Here is a 14476-nt window from a genome sequence, read left to right as displayed (position 1 = left end):
TGTAGCTGAAGCTGAGCCCGCTGAGGTGTCCGTTCCCGAGCCGGATCCCCATGCCGTTCCGGCATCGGCAGCGCAAGGGACGCTGGGCGGCGCCGTGCTGCCCATGACCGGAGAAGCGCAAGCGCCCCCGCAGCCGGAGCCGTTCCTTCCTCCTCCGGTGTCTTCCTCCCTTTCTGGAGGCGTGGCCGCGCCTGGCGCGGAGGATTTCGGCGCCGGTGACCAGGCGGAAGAGCGGAAGCGGGCGGAAGGGCCGACGTTGCGGGCGGCTCTGGAGGCTATCCTGCTGGTGGTCGATGAGCCCGTCGCCGAGGTGACCCTGGCGCAGGTGCTGGAGCGGCCCACCCACGAGGTGGCCGCCGCGCTGCGCGGGCTCGCGGCGGAATACACCGCCTCCGGGCGGGGTTTCGATCTGAGAGAGGTCGCGGGCGGCTGGCGGTTCTACACGCGCGCCGACTGCGCCACGCTGGTCGAGCGGTTCGTCCGCGACGGCCAGCAGTCGCGGCTGACCCAGGCCGCGCTGGAAACCCTCGCGGTCGTGGCCTACCGGCAACCGGTGAGCCGCGCCCGTGTCGCCGCCGTACGCGGCGTCAACAGCGACGGCGTCATGCGGACGCTCGTCGCCAGGGGGCTGGTCGAAGAGGCCGGCACCGACCCGGAGAGCCAGGCAGTGCTCTACCGGACAAGCTCATACTTCCTTGAACGTCTGGGACTGCGGGACCTGAGCGAGCTCCCCGAGCTCGCGCCCTTCCTCCCCGACGACGTGGAGAACCTCGAGGAGACAACAAAGTGATCAACAGGCGAAGCACCCCGTCCGGTGATGGACGCGGTCGTGGACGCACCGGCGGCTCGGACCGTAGTGCCGGCCGTGGCGGGCGTCCCGCCTTCCGCACGGAGCGCGACGACCGCGGATACGGCGGCCGGCCCTCCGGCGACCGTGACCGCTCGTACGGTCGTGACCGCTCCTCCGGCGGTGACCGTGACAACCGCGACTCCGTGAGCGACAGCCGCCCTTCGCGCGACTCCCTCCGCGCCGACCGCGGGGGTTCCCGCGCCCGGTACGGCGGACGTGACGGCGCGAGCGAGGGCCGCTACCCCCGAGACGACCGAAACCCCCGAGACGACCGAAACCGCCGGGATGACCGTTACGCCGGTGGCGACCGCGGCGGCGACCGGGACCGTGGCTCCTGGTCGCGAGGCGACCGCGACGACCGGCCCGCCCGCGGCGACCGGGACGGCGGATACTCCCGTGACGACCGTTCCGACAGGTACGGGCGAAGCGCCCGCGCCGAGCGCCCACGCGGCGAAGGCTTCGGCGGCCCCCGCGGCGATCGTGACCGCGGCTGGGACCGCGACCGGAGCGGCGGCAGGTCCGGCGACCGGACCGGCGACCGGACCGGTGACCGGGGCGGCAGCCGGAGCTGGGACCGCGACCGCGACGGGAACCGTGGCGGCTACCGCGCCGACCGCCCCGAGCGCCGCACCGACCGCTTCGGGGACCGTCCCGAGCGCTCCTTCGACCGTCCCGAGCGCCGCACCGACCGCTTCGGGGACCGTCCCGAGCGTCGCAATGACCGGTTCGGGGACCGTCCCGAGCGCAGTTCCGACCGGTTCGGTGGCCGTTCCGAGGGGCGTTCCGGCGGGTTCGGTGGCCGTTCCGAGGGGCGTTCCGGCGGGTTCGGTGGCCGTTCCGAGGGGCGTTCCGGCGGGTTCGGCGGGCGTTCTGAGGGGCGTTCCGACCGGGGTGGTTACCGTTCTGAGCGTGGTGAGCGCCGGGATGACCGCGGCGGGTTCCGGTCCGACCGGAGCGGGGGCCGCTCCGAGCAGGGCGGGCCTCGCGAGGCGGGTTCGACCCGTTCCCGCTACGGCCGCGACGCCGACGCCCCCCGGGGCGTCGCACGGGCGACCGCCCGTGGCGGCAGGCGTGACGACGTCCAGACCATCGGCAGGGCAGGCAGGACCGGCGGGCCGGGGGGTGGCGCGTCCGGTGACCGCAAGGGACCCGGCAGCCCCCAGGAGGCCCGGATCAAGGCGGCCCGCCAGCCCATCCGCGACCGCGACCTGTTCCCCGAGGGCTACACCGACGAGCGCGACACCACCGAGGTGCCGGACGGCGTCCGGCTGCAGAAGGTGCTCGCGCAGGCGGGCGTGGCCAGCCGCAGGGCGTGCGAGGAGATGATCGGCGAGGGCCGCGTCACGGTGAACGGCCAGGTCGTACGCCGCTTCGGCGCCAAGGTCGACCCCGCCAAGCAGGTCATCCACGTGGACGGCAAGCGCATCCCGACGGCCCCCGACCTGGTCTACTACGCGCTCAACAAGCCCATCGGCGTCGTGTCCACCATGGAGGACCCGCAGGGCCGCCCGTGCCTGGCCGACTACGTCCAGGAGCTGGCGCCGCGGCTGTTCCACGTGGGCCGGCTCGACACCGAGACCGAGGGCCTGCTGCTGCTCACCAACGACGGCGAGCTGGCCAACCGGCTCACCCACCCCAGCTACGGCGTGCAGAAGAAGTACTGGGCGAAGGTGCCGGGCCCGATCCCGAGGGACCTCGGTCGCAGGCTCAAGCAGGGCATCGAGCTGGAGGACGGCCTCGCCCGGGCCGACAGCTTCGCCATCGTGCAGGAGCACGCCCAGCAGGCGCTGGTCGAGATCGTCCTGCACGAGGGACGCAAGCACGTCGTCAGGCGGATGCTGGAGGAGGCCGGGCACCGGGTCATCGACCTGGCCAGGATCGAGTTCGGCCCGGTGAAGCTGGGCCGTACCAAGCCCGGCACCATCCGCGCGCTGAGCCTGAAGGAAGTCGGCGAGCTGTACGCGGCCGTGAAGCTGTAATCTGTCCGAACGCAGGAGCCCGTGCGTGCTTTGTCCCGCACGGGCTCTCCCGCTTGTCAGAAGGGGACGAACGACATGGTGCGGGCGGTCCGCGGGGCGATCCAGGTGGACGCCGACGATCGTGACTCGATCATCGAGGGTACGACCGAGCTGGTCAGCACGCTCATGGAGCGCAACCGGCTGACCACGGACGACGTGATCAGCGTGCTGTTCACGGCCACGCCCGACCTGACGGCGGAGTTCCCCGCGCTCGCGGCGCGCAAGCTGGGCTTCCACGAGGTGCCGCTGATCTGCTGCACCGAGATCGGCGTGCCGGGGGCGCTGCCCCGCATCGTACGCCTCATGGCCCACATCGAGACCGACCGCCCCCGTTCGGAGATCCACCACGTCTATCTGCGGGGTGCCGTGGCTCTCCGCCAGGACATCGCCCAATAAGCCCCGACGTAAGCCCCGGCCAGGGGCGGCCCGACACACCAGGACATCCAGATGGAACTACGCACCGTGCTCGTCGTCGGCACCGGTCTCATCGGCACCAGCACCGCGCTGGCGCTGCGCAGGCACGGCGTGCGGGTCCTGCTCGCCGACCGTGACGCGGGCGCCGTACGGCTGGCGCGCGAGCTCGGCGCGGGCGAGGAGTGGACGCCGGAGGCCCCGCCCGAGGAGGGCGTGGACCTGGCGGTGATCGCGGTGCCCCCGGCGTTCGTGGCGAGCGAGTTGCTGGAGCTGCAGCGGCACGACGCCGCGCGCTGCTACACCGACGTGGCCAGCGTCAAGGCCGAGCCCATTCACCGGGCCCGGCAGCTCGGTTGTGACCTGGCGTCCTACGTCGCCTCGCACCCGCTCGCGGGGCGGGAGCGGAGCGGCCCGGGCGCCGCCCGCGAGGACCTGTTCCTGGGCCGTCCGTGGGCGCTGTGCCCCACCGAGGAGGCCGGTCCCGAGGCGAGGGCCGCCGTGCTCCGGCTGGTCGAGCTGTGCGGGGCCAACCCGGTCGAGGTCGACGCGGCCGAGCACGACCGCGCGGTGGCCGTCGTCTCCCACGCGCCGCACGTCACCGCCTCGGCCGTGGCCGCGCGCCTCGCGGACACCACGGACGTCGCGCTCGGCCTGGCCGGTCAGGGCGTCAGGGACGTCACCAGGATCGCCGGCAGCGACCCCGGCCTGTGGCTCGGCATCCTGTCCGGCAACGCGGCCCCCGTCGCCGAGGTGCTGGAGGCGGTCGCGCGGGACCTCAACGAGGCCGCCGGCGCGCTGCGGGCCCTGGCCGGCGGCGACGGCGCCGCCATGCAGGACATCACCCAGCTGCTCAAGCGGGGTGTCGTCGGGCACGACCGCATCCCGGGCAAGCACGGTGGGCCCGCCTCGGCGTACGCGGTGGTCCAGGTGGTCATCGGCGACCGTCCCGGCCAGCTCGCCCGGCTGTTCCAGGTGTGCGACGAGGTGGGGGTCAACGTCGAGGACGTCCGGCTGGAGCACGCGCCCGGGCTGCCGCTGGGCATCGCCGAGTTGTCCGTGCAGCCCGACGCCGCGGTCTCGCTCGTCGAGGCGCTGCGCGACCGGGGCTGGCAGCTCCCCTGACCCACTGCTCGCTGGGGCCCCGGTGGGGTGCGCGACGGGTGTCGGCGGCCCGCCGCGCACGCTGATCACCGCGCGGTCACTTCTTGGTGACCGCCTGGCTGACGGCGTTGGGGCCGTCGTACTCGCGGTCCGGCATGTTCTCCAGAGCCTTGACGATGTCATCGTCCGCGCCGTGGTCACGGGCGGCCCTGACCAGGTCGTCCTTGCTGGCGGGGTAGTCCACGCCGCTCAGGTGCTTTTGGAGCTGGATCGGGTTCGGTGCTGTACTCATGTCGGCCTGCTGCCCGTCGTACGCGGGAGGTAACAGCGGGTGCCCCGAAGTCAGTCTCCGGCGCGTTCCAGGAGGCGGCGGTCGCGTTCGACGGCCGGAGGGAGCGCGCGGCGGGCGGCCAGGGCCCGTGGCAGCCGGGGCACGGCCGTACGCAGCCCTTCCCAGCCCGTCGGTCCCCGGCGCAGCGCGGCGAGGAGCCGCCGGGCCACCACCGGCCACGGACGGCGCAGCACCGCCGTGAGCACGGAGTTGCGCGCGGCCAGCACCTGCCGTGCCCGGAGGTCCCTGGACGGTGACGGGTGGTGGTGGGCCACGACGTCGTCCACGTACGCCAGGCCCCATCCCCGCGCCGCCAGGTCCACCGCCAGCCGCTCCTCCTCGCCGAAGAAGAAGATCACGTCGTCGAACCCGCCCGCCTCCAGGAACGCCTCCCGCCGCACCACGGCGCCGCACGCCAGGAACCCCAGCACGCTCGGCCCCGGCAGGTCCGGCTCGGTGCCGAGCGGCGAGTGCGCCATCAGCTCCGACACCGGGTCCAGCCGCTCCTCGGGGCCTACGAGCACGCGCGCCCCCAGGACGGCCAGCCGGGGGTGGGCGTCCAGCACGTCGGCCGCCCGTCCCAGCGCTCCCGGCGCCCACCAGGAGTCGTCGTCGGCGAAGGCCACGTAGGGCGTCTCCGCGAGGCGCACGCCGACGTTGCGGGCGGGCGCTCCCAGGTTCTCGCCCGCCTCGACCACCTGTACGTCGGGGAAGTGTTTGCGGACGAAGCCCGCCGTCCCGTCGGTCGAGCCGTTGTCGACGAGGATCACCGGACGCGGGTGCCGGGGGAGCGAGCGGGCCAGCGCTCGCAGCCTGTCCTTGCTGGCCACCACGACCGTGACCCGGGGTTCACTCACATCAGAGCACTTACCTCCCGAAACACCATTAGTCCCGAAATAGAGGGTTGTGAAGCGGGGGAGGAGGGCGTACAAAGGACGGTAACAACGTTACCGAGAAGAAACGGCGTTACCGAGTATGGCGACCGCGTACCAGCAGGCACAGCGAGAAGGGCAGGACGTCGTACGGACGGCGATCCTCGACACCGCCACGCACTTGCTCGTCACCGAAGGGCCGGGCGCGCTCACTGTCCGGCGCATCGCGGGCGAGGCCGGCTGCTCCACGAAGGTCATCTACACGCTGTTCGGCGGCAAGGACGGGCTGGTCGAGGCCCTGTGGCTGGAGGGGTTCGCCCGCTTCGAGCGCCGCCTGCGCGCCGCGCCGAAGAGCGCGCGAGGAGAGCGGCCGCCGCACGTCACGCCCGAGGGCGAGCACGGGGAGCGGCGGCTCCTTGCCGGTTCCCTGGCCGACCCTCTCGCCGGCCCGCCGGCCGAGCCGTCCACGCCGGACGGAGCGCGGTTCGGGTACGGCACTCGCGCCGGCTCCCTGACCGATCCGCCGGCCGACCCCTTGGCCGAACTGCGGGCCGGGCTCGACGCCTATCGGGACTACGCGCTCGCCGAGCCCGACTACTACCGGGTCATGTTCCAGGGCGCGGTGCCCGGGTTCAACCCGGGGCCCGAGGCCGTGGAGGCCGCGGGGCGCTCGTTCGACCTGCTCGTCCACGCCGTACGAGCGTGCCTGGAGCAGGGCCTGCTGCGCGGCGGCACCGCCAGGGAGATCGCCGACCTGCTCTGGATGGCCGTCCACGGAGCCGTCAGCCTGGAGATCACCGGCTTCTTCGCGCCGCCCGAGTCCGCCCGGCGCTACCGCGCCCTGTACGCCGCCGTGCTCGCCCCCTTCCTGCTGCCGCCCGACCTGCCCGACGACGATCCGGCCGGTGTGCCGGGCGGCGAAGTTCGCGAACTGTCGTACGAGGAGTCCGTAGAGAGGACCGCGTCATGACCACCACCCCGTTCAGGGACGGCTTCGCGCCCGTGACCGAGGAGATCACCGCCTTCGACCTGGAGGTGACCGGCCGCATCCCGGCCGTGTTCAACGGCCGTTTCCTGCGCAACGGCCCCAACCCGCTCAGCCTCGACGACCCGCACGCCTCCCACCTGTTCCTCGGCGAGGGCATGGTGCACGGGGTGCGGCTGCGCGACGGCCGCGCCGAGTGGTACCGCAACCGGTGGGTACGCAGCGCGGAGGTCGCCCGCAGGCTGGGCGAGCCGGTCCGGCCGGGACCGGTGCACGGGGGCATGGACTTCGCGCCCAACACGCACGTCATCGGGCTGGCCGGGCGCACGTTCGCGACCGTGGAGGCGGGCGCGCTGCCGTACGAGCTGAGCTACGAGCTGGAGACCATCGGCAGCTGCGACTTCGGCGGCGGCCTGCCGGGCGGGTTCGCCGCCCACACCCACGCCGACCCGGTCACCGGCGAGCTGCACGCGATGGCGTACTTCTTCGGCTGGGACCACCACCAGCACCTCGTCCTCGGCCCCGACGGCACGGTGCGGCAGGTGCGCGACATCCCGATCGCCGACGCGCCGATGCTGCACGACTTCGCGCTCACCGAGCGCTACGTCGTCCTCTACGACCTGCCGGTCACCTTCAGCATGGAGCACGCCCAGAAGGGCGCGCCGCTGCCGTACGCCTGGAACGAGGCCCACGGCGCCCGGCTCGGCCTGCTGCCCCGCGCCGGCGGCGAGACGCGCTGGTTCGACGTGGAGCCGTGCTGGGTCTTCCACACCGTCAACGCCTACGACGACGGCGACGAGGTGGTGGTGGACGTGATCCGCTATCCCAAGAGGTTCGTGGACGCCCGGCTCGACGCCGGCGGCGCGCCCACGCTCGACCGCTGGCGCATCGACACGGTCTCCGGGAAGGTCTCCCAGACCCGGCTGGACGACCGCTCCCAGGAGTTCCCGCGCATCGACGAGCGGCGCACCGGCCTGCCCCACCGCTACGGCTACACCGCCGCCGCCCGCGAGCTGAACGACATCGTCAGCCCGCACGACACGGAGCTGGAGGACCTGCCCGACGAGGCGTTCGACAACACGCTCATCAAGCACGACCTGGTCCGCGGCACGCAGGAGGCGCGGCAGTTCGGGCGGGGCGCGTACGTCGGCGAGCCGGTCTTCGTCCCCGAGGGCGAGGCCGAGGACGACGGTTACGTGATGACGCTGGTCAACAACCCGGACAGGGGAGCGGCCGACCTCGTGATCGTCTCGGCCCGCGACTTCACCGGCGAGCCGGTCGCCACCGTGCACCTTCCCGCCCGCGTCCCGCTCGGCTTCCATGGGAGCTGGATCGCCGACTGAGCCGGACGCGGTAGCCTCTTCAGGTCGAGACACACGTGAAGAGGGAGAGGCCGTGACCGGTCTGGTCGTCGCCATGGACGGACCTTCGGGGTCGGGCAAGTCGAGCGTGTCGCGCGGGGTCGCCCGCGCGCTGGGCCTGCGCTACCTCGACACCGGGGCCATGTACCGCGCGATGACCTGGTGGATGCTCCGGGAGGGCGTCGACCTCGCCGATCCGGCCGCGATCGCGGCCCGCAGCGGCGAGCCGGTCATCGTCGCCGCCACCGACCCCGACGCGCCCGCCATCCACGTCGACGGCGTCGACGTCGGCGGGCCGATCAGGGAGGCCGAGGTGACCGGCGCGGTCTCCGCCGTGGCCGCCGTCCCCGAGGTGCGGGCGCGGCTGGTCGCACTCCAGCGTGAGGTCGTCGGCGCCGGCGGCATCGTCGTCGAGGGCCGCGACATCGGCTCCGTCGTCTGCCCCGACGCCCCCGTCAAGATCTACCTGACGGCGAGCGCGGAGGCGCGTGCCCGCAGGCGTTCCGCCGAGCTGGCGGGCACCACGGTCGAGGCGCAGCAGGAGGCGTTGGCCAGGCGTGACACCCTGGACTCGACGAGGAAGACCGACCCACTCTCGATGGCGGATGGCGCCATCGAGCTCGACACCACCGCGTTCAGCCTCGACGAGGTGATCGCGGAGGTGCTGAGGCTGGTCAAGGAGCGCGTCTGATGACCATGTCAGGCGCGGTACTCACACAAAGGACGAAATATCGTGTCAACGGGGGACTGGGTCGAGGCAGAGCTCGACGACCTTGAGATCACCGAGCACGGCGACAGCACGCCGCTGCCCGTCGTCGCCATCGTAGGACGCCCGAACGTCGGCAAGTCCACGCTGGTCAACCGCATCATCGGCCGCCGCGAGGCGGTCGTCGAGGACGTGCCGGGCGTCACCCGCGACCGCGTCACCTACGAGGCCAACTGGCGTGGCCGCCGCTTCACCGTCGTCGACACCGGCGGCTGGGACCCCGACGCGACCGGCATGGGCCTGCGCATCGCCGAGCAGGCACAGGTCGCCGTCGAGCTGGCCGACGTGATCGTGTTCGTGGTGGACGCCACCGTCGGCGCGACCGACGCCGACGAGATCGTGGGCGCCGTGCTGCGCCAGTCCGGCAAGCCGGTCGTGCTGGCCGCCAACAAGGTCGACAACCAGCAGCTCGAACTCGAGGCCGCCGCGCTGTGGGCGCTCGGCCTCGGCGAGCCCTACCCCGTCTCGGCCCTGCACGGCCGCTCCAGCGGCGACCTGCTCGACGTGGTGCTCGACGCGCTGCCCGACACGCCGCGCGTCACCTTCGAGACCGAGCGCGGCCCGGCCAGGATCGCGCTGCTCGGCAAGCCCAACGTCGGCAAGTCCTCGCTGCTCAACAAGCTCGCCGACGAGGAGCGGGTGCTGGTCGACCCGATGGCGGGCACCACCCGCGACCCGGTGGACGAGCTGGTCGAGCTGGGCGGGCGCACCTGGCGCTTCATCGACACCGCCGGCATCCGCAGGCGCGACCGCGAGCTGCAGGGCGCCGACTTCTACGCCGCCATGCGCACCCGCGCCGCCCTGGAGCGCTCGGAGGTGGCGATCGTGCTGGTCGACGCCAGCCAGCCGCTCACCGAGCAGGACCTGCGCATCATCGGCCTGGTCATCGAGTCGGGCCGGGCCATGGTGGTCGCCTTCAACAAGTGGGACCTCGTCGACGAGGACCGCCGCTACTACCTGGAGAAGGAGATCGACCGGCAGCTCGTCCGCACCCCGTGGGCGCTGCGGGTCAACATCTCCGCCAAGACCGGGCGGCACGTCGACCGGCTCGTCCCTGCGCTGGAGAAGGCGCTCGACTCGTGGTCCACGCGGGTGCCGACGGCGCGGCTCAACGCGTTCCTGACCGAGCTGGTGCAGCAGACGCCGCCGCCGGTGCGGGGCGGCAAGCAGCCGAAGATCCTCTTCGCCACGCAGGCGTCGACCGAGCCGCCGAAGTTCGTGCTGTTCACCTCCGGCTGGCTGGAGGACACCTACCGGCGCTTCATCGAGCGGCGCATCCGCGAGGAGTTCGGGTTCGCGGGCTCGCCGATCGAGGTCACCATGAAGATCAGGGAAAAGCGTTCCAAGAAGGACAAGTGATCGACGCGGGCGCTTCCGGAGACCGGGAGCGCCCGCTCGCCGCTCGCCTGGAGTCCGGGAGCGCCCCCGCTTTGCCCGCGAGCCACGCGCGGCCGTAAAGTGATCGGCAACGCGTTGAGGGAGCCGAGTAGCCGCGGTCCCGCTCGGGTGCAGAGAGCCGCCGGAAGCTGAGAAGGCGGCCCCGGGCCCCGCGGCGAAGACACTCCTGAGTGCGGGGAGGAAATGCCCCGCCGGCCTGACCCCCGTCATCGGGTCCTCTTCGAGGCCGCGCCGCTCCGGCGGGGCGGCGAAAGTGCGGTGGCACCGGGAGTTCCCTTCTCCCCCGCACTCCCAAGGGATCACGCACATTCCGTAAAAGGAGCTGTGATGATCTCTCGTATCCTGTCCGCTGAGCTCGCCGAGCACACCGGACGACGAGTGACGATCGCCGGCTGGGTCCATCGCCGCCGGCACCTGAAATCCGTGTCCTTCCTCGTGGTACGCGACCGCACCGGCCTGGCCCAGGTGGTCACCGGGAGCGGCCTGCCGGGGGAGGAGAGCGTGGTCCGGGTCACCGGCACCGTGACCGCCCGGCCGCAGGCGCCCGGCGGCGTCGAGTTGACCGAGCCGGAGATCGAGGTGCTGGCCGAGCCGGGCGCGCCGCCCCCGTTCGACCTCTACCGGCCGGTGGTGCCCGCCGCGCTGCCGACCGTGCTCGACCACGCGCCGGTCGCGCTGCGCCATCCCCGGCTGCGGGCGCCGCTGGAGATCTCGGCCGCGAGCGTGGCCGGGTTCCGCGAGACGCTCGACCGGCTCGGCTTCACCGAGATCCACACCCCGAAGATCGTCGCCTCGGCCACCGAGTCCGGCGCGAACGTCTTCGGCATCGACTACTTCGGGCGGCCCGCCTACCTGGCCCAGTCGCCGCAGTTCTACAAGCAGGCGATGGTGGGGGTGTTCGAGCGGGTCTACGAGGTGGGGCCGGTCTTCCGCGCCGAGCCGCACGACACCGCGCGGCACCTGGCCCAGTACACCAGCCTGGACGCCGAGCTGGGCTTCGTCGCCGACCACCGGGACGTCATGGCCGTGCTCCGCGAGGCCGTCGCGGGCATGCTGGCGTCGGTGCGCCGCCGCGCCGCGCCGGCCGTCGAACTGCTCGGCCTGACACTGCCGGACGTGCCCGCCGAGATCCCGGCCGTGCACTTCACCGAGGCGCAGCGGCTCACCTCCTCAGGCGAGCCGGACCTGGACCCGGCGCAGGAGCGGTGGCTGTCGGAGTGGGCGCTGCGGGAGCACGGGTCGGAGTTCCTGTTCGTCACCGGCTACCCCATGGCCAAACGGCCGTTCTACACCCACCCCGACCCCGCCAGGCCCGCCTACTCCAACGGCTTCGACCTGCTGTTCCGCGGGCTGGAGCTGGTGACGGGCGGGCAGCGGCTGCACCGGTACGAGGACTACACGGCGGCGCTGGCCGCCCGCGGGGAGCCGGTGGAGCCGTACGAGGGGTATCTGCAGGCGTTCAGGTACGGCATGCCGCCGCACGGAGGGTTCGCGCTGGGCCTGGAACGCTGGACGGCCCGGCTGACCGGCGCGGCCAACATCCGCGAGACGACCGCCTTCCCCCGCGACCTCCACCGCCTGTCACCCTGACCGGCGGCGCCCCGGCCCCGGTCCCGGTCAGCGGGTCTCCGCCGCCGGGTCCGGGGCCGGGGCGGGCACCCGCGCGGCAAGGGTGCGCGGCATGAGGAAGGCGGCCGCCGCGCCCGCCAGGCAGACGAACGCCGTGACGAGGAACATCTCGGTGTACTCCACGTGCAGCGCCGCCTGCACCTGCGCGGTGTACTCGGCGAGCTGCCGCTGGTAGGTCGCGGCGTCCACGCCGAACGGGAGCGGCGTGTCCAGGTCGGCCGTGAGCGACTGGAACCGGTGGAACCCCCACGCCGACACCGCCGCGATGCCGACCAGCATGCCCATCATCCTGGCCACCACGACCGCCGCCGAGGCCACCCCGTGCTGGTCGGCCCGGCTGGCCCGCAGCACCGCGGACGACACCGGGGCGATCACCACGCCGAGGCCCAGCCCGGCCACCACCAGGTCGGCGTCCACGACCAGGCCCGCCTCGGCCAGCCGCAGCGGCCAGCGGCTCATCAGCCCGTAACCGACGGCGGCGACCGCCATGCCCGCCACCGCGACCACGCGCTCACCCAGCCGGCGGGCGAGAACCCCGCCCAGCAGCGCGCCGACGGTCAGCGCGATCAGGAAGCGGGCCAGGACGAACGCCGCGCCCAGCTCGTCCCGGTCGAGCAGCGTCTGCGCGGTGAACGGCACGAACACCATCGTGACCAGCAGCGCCGCCCCCGCGAGGAAGCTCACGCCCAGCGTCGCCAGCAGCGGCCCCTTGGGAACGCCGGACAGGTCGAGGATGCGTACGGGGGAGCGGATCTCCCACCAGACGAAGACCCCGGCCACCACCGCGCCCGCCGCGATGAGCGGCGCTCCCCAGGGCGGCAGGAACGCCTCGGCCGGGTCGGGGTTGTAGAGCCCGATGACCAGCAGGGCCAGGGCGAGAGCCAGCAGGGCGCCACCCACCGCGTCCACGCGCCGGGCCGCGCCTTCCGCCCCGCCTTCCACTGGGCGGGCGGGACGGCCGGGGACGGTGAAGTGGACCGCCACGGCCGCGAGCGCCGCCAGCGGCACGTTGACCCAGAAGATGGCGTGCCAGCCGCCCAGCTCCACGCCCGCCACCGCGAACGCCGGGATCTGCGCCAGCAGCCCGCCGTAGAGGGGGCCGAGCGCCGAGCCCAGCTCCTGCGCCGCGCCGACCGCGCCGAGCGCGACCGGCCGCTCCCGCTCCTCCCACAGATCGCCGATGAGCGCCATCGTGATCGGCAGCAGCGCCCCGCCGGCGATGCCCTGCACGGTGCGCCCGGCCACCACCATCGTCTCGCCGGCCGCCAGCGCCGTCAGCGCCGACCCGAGCGCGAACACCGCCAGGCAGGCGTGGATCAGCGGCCGCCGCCCGAAACGGTCGGAGAGCTGCCCGAGCAGCGGCATCGCCGCGATGTAGCCGAGCAGGAAACCCGTGACGATCGGCGTGGCCCGCTCCAGATGGTTGAGCGGCACGCCGACGTCCCTGGCGATCTCGATGAGGACGGTCACCACCACGTACGCGTCGAGCGCGGCCAGCAGCACCACCGCGCCCCCCGCGCCGAGCGCGACCCGGCGGGCGACGGCCATCATCCGGCGGGCGGCGTGATCGTGACCGGCGCGTCGTAGTCGCTGAACGACACCGTCACGGTGCCGCCGGGCAACGGCAGGCTCGCCTTGTCGAGCCTGCTGGTGGCCTGGTCGATCCAGACCTTGCCGTTCACGTCCTGGGTCACCCCGGGCACGATGTCCTTGACCACCTGGGCCGGGAACGTCGTCGCCACCCGGTAGGCGCCGCCTTCGACGCCCTCGACCTGCGGGTTCGTCGCCGAGGACAACAACTTCGCGATGCCCTTCGTCGGCTCCAGGATCACCGAAGGGTCGTAGAACTGCGCGAGCTGCTGCCGGGTCATCTTCTGGAAGCCGCCCGTCGGGCCCTTGAAGTGCACCGTGTCGCCGACGAGGGCGAAGGTGACCTCCTGGAGGTTGCCCAGGATGGAGATCGTGAGCGTGCCGTCGGCGTCGCCGCCGGCCGTGAGCCTGCCGTCGGCCTTCTGCAGCGGCACCTCCGGCTTGCCTTCGGTGGCGATGGAGAAGGCGGCCGACTTGACCGTCGTCATGGCCTGGGCGGCCTTCTTCATCAGGTCGGGGCCGGCGGGCAGCTCGGGCTCGCCACCGCCGCCGCCCGACGAGCAGGCCGACACGAGCGCGAGAACCGCCACGATCAGAAGTCTTCTGAACATGAGCGGATCGTAGCGACCGGCGGCGGAGGCCGCGCGCCGTCGCGGATATCGGTTGAGTGTCGGGCCCGTGGCGCGGTCAGCGCAGCTTCTTCAGCTGCTCCACGAGCGGCGCGTACGCCGCCTCGATCGATTCGAGCTGCTCGTCGGTGAGCCGGTCCACGAAGTGCTCGCGCACGCTCGCCACATGGAACGGCGCCACCCGCTGGATGGTCTCCCAGCCCTCGTCCGTCAGCACGGCGAACGTGCCCCGCCGGTCGTCACGGCAGTCCTCCCGCTTGACCAGGCCCTTGGCCTCCATGCGGGAGATCTGGTGCGACAGGCGGCTGCGGGACTGGATGGTGGCGTCGGCCAGGTCGCTCATGCGCATCCGGCGGCCCTGGCTCTCCGACAGGTTGACGAGGATCTCGTAGTCGTTGAGCGACAGGGAGTGCTCCTGCAGCTCGCGGTCGAGCCGGTGCATGAGCAGCTTGTGCAGCGCCAGGTGCGTGCGCCAGGCACGCTGTTCGGCGGATGAAAGCCAGCGAGGGGCGCTCATGATCTCAACATTAGC

Annotated in this window: 14 protein-coding genes; 9 read left to right on the top strand and 5 right to left on the bottom strand. The window is 72.9% G+C overall.

The window, feature by feature from the left end:
* Nucleotides 1–256 precede the first annotated feature (256 nt).
* The 4 genes from scpB (at nucleotide 257) to BMW85_RS01380 (ending at nucleotide 4404) form a co-directional block, all read left to right on the top strand.
* Complete coding sequence (scpB, locus tag BMW85_RS01395; RefSeq protein ID WP_091077093.1) at nucleotides 257–790, top strand: SMC-Scp complex subunit ScpB; 534 nt, start codon at nucleotides 257–259, stop codon at nucleotides 788–790.
* The gene (locus BMW85_RS01390) at nucleotides 787–2829 is read left to right on the top strand and encodes a pseudouridine synthase (protein ID WP_245774545.1); all 2043 of its coding nucleotides are present in this window, start codon (nucleotides 787–789) and stop codon (nucleotides 2827–2829) included. The genes scpB and BMW85_RS01390 overlap by 4 nt, the downstream gene beginning before the upstream one ends.
* Before the next feature lie 75 nt (nucleotides 2830–2904).
* Entirely contained in the window at nucleotides 2905–3264 is a 360-nt protein-coding gene (gene aroH / locus BMW85_RS01385) for a chorismate mutase (RefSeq protein WP_091075807.1), read from the top strand.
* 51 nt (nucleotides 3265–3315) lie between these two features.
* Nucleotides 3316–4404, top strand: a complete 1089-nt coding sequence (locus BMW85_RS01380) for a prephenate dehydrogenase (protein WP_091075805.1) — start codon at nucleotides 3316–3318, stop codon at nucleotides 4402–4404.
* A 76-nt stretch (nucleotides 4405–4480) separates the two neighbouring features.
* Here BMW85_RS01380 and BMW85_RS01375 read toward each other — a convergent pair whose 3' ends face one another.
* Both BMW85_RS01375 and BMW85_RS01370 read right to left on the bottom strand, forming a co-directional pair.
* Nucleotides 4481–4675, bottom strand: a complete 195-nt coding sequence (locus tag BMW85_RS01375) for a DUF2795 domain-containing protein (protein ID WP_091075802.1) — start codon at nucleotides 4673–4675, stop codon at nucleotides 4481–4483.
* A gap of 50 nt (nucleotides 4676–4725) precedes the next feature.
* Complete coding sequence (locus tag BMW85_RS01370; RefSeq protein WP_245774544.1) at nucleotides 4726–5571, bottom strand: glycosyltransferase family 2 protein; 846 nt, start codon at nucleotides 5569–5571, stop codon at nucleotides 4726–4728.
* 118 nt (nucleotides 5572–5689) lie between these two features.
* Here BMW85_RS01370 and BMW85_RS01365 point away from each other — a divergent pair, with 118 nt between their 5' ends.
* The 5 genes from BMW85_RS01365 to aspS all read left to right on the top strand — a co-directional run bounded on the left by BMW85_RS01365 (nucleotide 5690) and on the right by aspS (nucleotide 11686).
* Nucleotides 5690–6556 (top strand): TetR/AcrR family transcriptional regulator, encoded by an 867-nt coding sequence (locus tag BMW85_RS01365; protein ID WP_091075799.1) that lies wholly within the window; start codon nucleotides 5690–5692, stop codon nucleotides 6554–6556.
* The gene (locus BMW85_RS01360; RefSeq protein ID WP_091075798.1) at nucleotides 6553–7914 is read left to right on the top strand and encodes a carotenoid oxygenase family protein; all 1362 of its coding nucleotides are present in this window, start codon (nucleotides 6553–6555) and stop codon (nucleotides 7912–7914) included. The genes BMW85_RS01365 and BMW85_RS01360 overlap by 4 nt, the downstream gene beginning before the upstream one ends.
* Nucleotides 7915–7966: 52 nt before the next feature.
* On the top strand, nucleotides 7967–8623 hold the full coding sequence (cmk, locus tag BMW85_RS01355; RefSeq protein ID WP_091075795.1) for a (d)CMP kinase: 657 nt from the start codon (nucleotides 7967–7969) through the stop codon (nucleotides 8621–8623).
* A gap of 42 nt (nucleotides 8624–8665) precedes the next feature.
* Nucleotides 8666–10057, top strand: coding sequence for a ribosome biogenesis GTPase Der (der, locus tag BMW85_RS01350; RefSeq protein WP_091075793.1), 1392 nt, complete (start codon nucleotides 8666–8668; stop codon nucleotides 10055–10057).
* A gap of 366 nt (nucleotides 10058–10423) precedes the next feature.
* Nucleotides 10424–11686 (top strand): aspartate--tRNA(Asn) ligase, encoded by a 1263-nt coding sequence (aspS, locus tag BMW85_RS01345; RefSeq protein ID WP_091075791.1) that lies wholly within the window; start codon nucleotides 10424–10426, stop codon nucleotides 11684–11686.
* 27 nt (nucleotides 11687–11713) lie between these two features.
* On the opposite strand, the gene BMW85_RS01340 is transcribed toward aspS, so the two are convergent.
* The 3 genes from BMW85_RS01340 to BMW85_RS01330 form a co-directional block, all read right to left on the bottom strand.
* Nucleotides 11714–13276: an MFS transporter gene (locus BMW85_RS01340; protein ID WP_091075788.1), complete on the bottom strand. Its 1563-nt coding sequence runs from the start codon at nucleotides 13274–13276 to the stop codon at nucleotides 11714–11716.
* Nucleotides 13273–13926, bottom strand: a complete 654-nt coding sequence (locus tag BMW85_RS01335; protein WP_091075787.1) for an LppX_LprAFG lipoprotein — start codon at nucleotides 13924–13926, stop codon at nucleotides 13273–13275. Before BMW85_RS01335 ends, BMW85_RS01340 begins: the two co-directional genes overlap by 4 nt.
* 76 nt (nucleotides 13927–14002) lie before the next feature.
* Nucleotides 14003–14461 (bottom strand): MarR family winged helix-turn-helix transcriptional regulator, encoded by a 459-nt coding sequence (locus BMW85_RS01330; protein WP_091075785.1) that lies wholly within the window; start codon nucleotides 14459–14461, stop codon nucleotides 14003–14005.
* Nucleotides 14462–14476: the final 15 nt, after the last annotated feature.

It is taken from the genome of Nonomuraea wenchangensis, from assembly GCF_900111685.1.
Classification (GTDB): Bacteria; Actinomycetota; Actinomycetes; order Streptosporangiales; family Streptosporangiaceae; genus Nonomuraea; species Nonomuraea wenchangensis.
Note: the sequence above shows the minus strand (reverse complement) of the source record. Positions and strands in the feature narration are given on the sequence as shown.

Coding starts and splice junctions, on each gene's coding strand:
- BMW85_RS01340 (WP_091075788.1), bottom strand. CDS start 13,276: ATGATGGCCGTCGCCCGCCGGGTCGCGCTCGGCGCGGGGGGCGCGGTG.
- BMW85_RS01330 (WP_091075785.1), bottom strand. CDS start 14,461: ATGAGCGCCCCTCGCTGGCTTTCATCCGCCGAACAGCGTGCCTGGCGC.
- BMW85_RS01365 (WP_091075799.1), top strand. CDS start 5,690: ATGGCGACCGCGTACCAGCAGGCACAGCGAGAAGGGCAGGACGTCGTA.
- BMW85_RS01375 (WP_091075802.1), bottom strand. CDS start 4,675: ATGAGTACAGCACCGAACCCGATCCAGCTCCAAAAGCACCTGAGCGGC.
- BMW85_RS01335 (WP_091075787.1), bottom strand. CDS start 13,926: ATGTTCAGAAGACTTCTGATCGTGGCGGTTCTCGCGCTCGTGTCGGCC.
- BMW85_RS01380 (WP_091075805.1), top strand. CDS start 3,316: ATGGAACTACGCACCGTGCTCGTCGTCGGCACCGGTCTCATCGGCACC.
- BMW85_RS01360 (WP_091075798.1), top strand. CDS start 6,553: ATGACCACCACCCCGTTCAGGGACGGCTTCGCGCCCGTGACCGAGGAG.
- aroH (WP_091075807.1), top strand. CDS start 2,905: ATGGTGCGGGCGGTCCGCGGGGCGATCCAGGTGGACGCCGACGATCGT.
- aspS (WP_091075791.1), top strand. CDS start 10,424: ATGATCTCTCGTATCCTGTCCGCTGAGCTCGCCGAGCACACCGGACGA.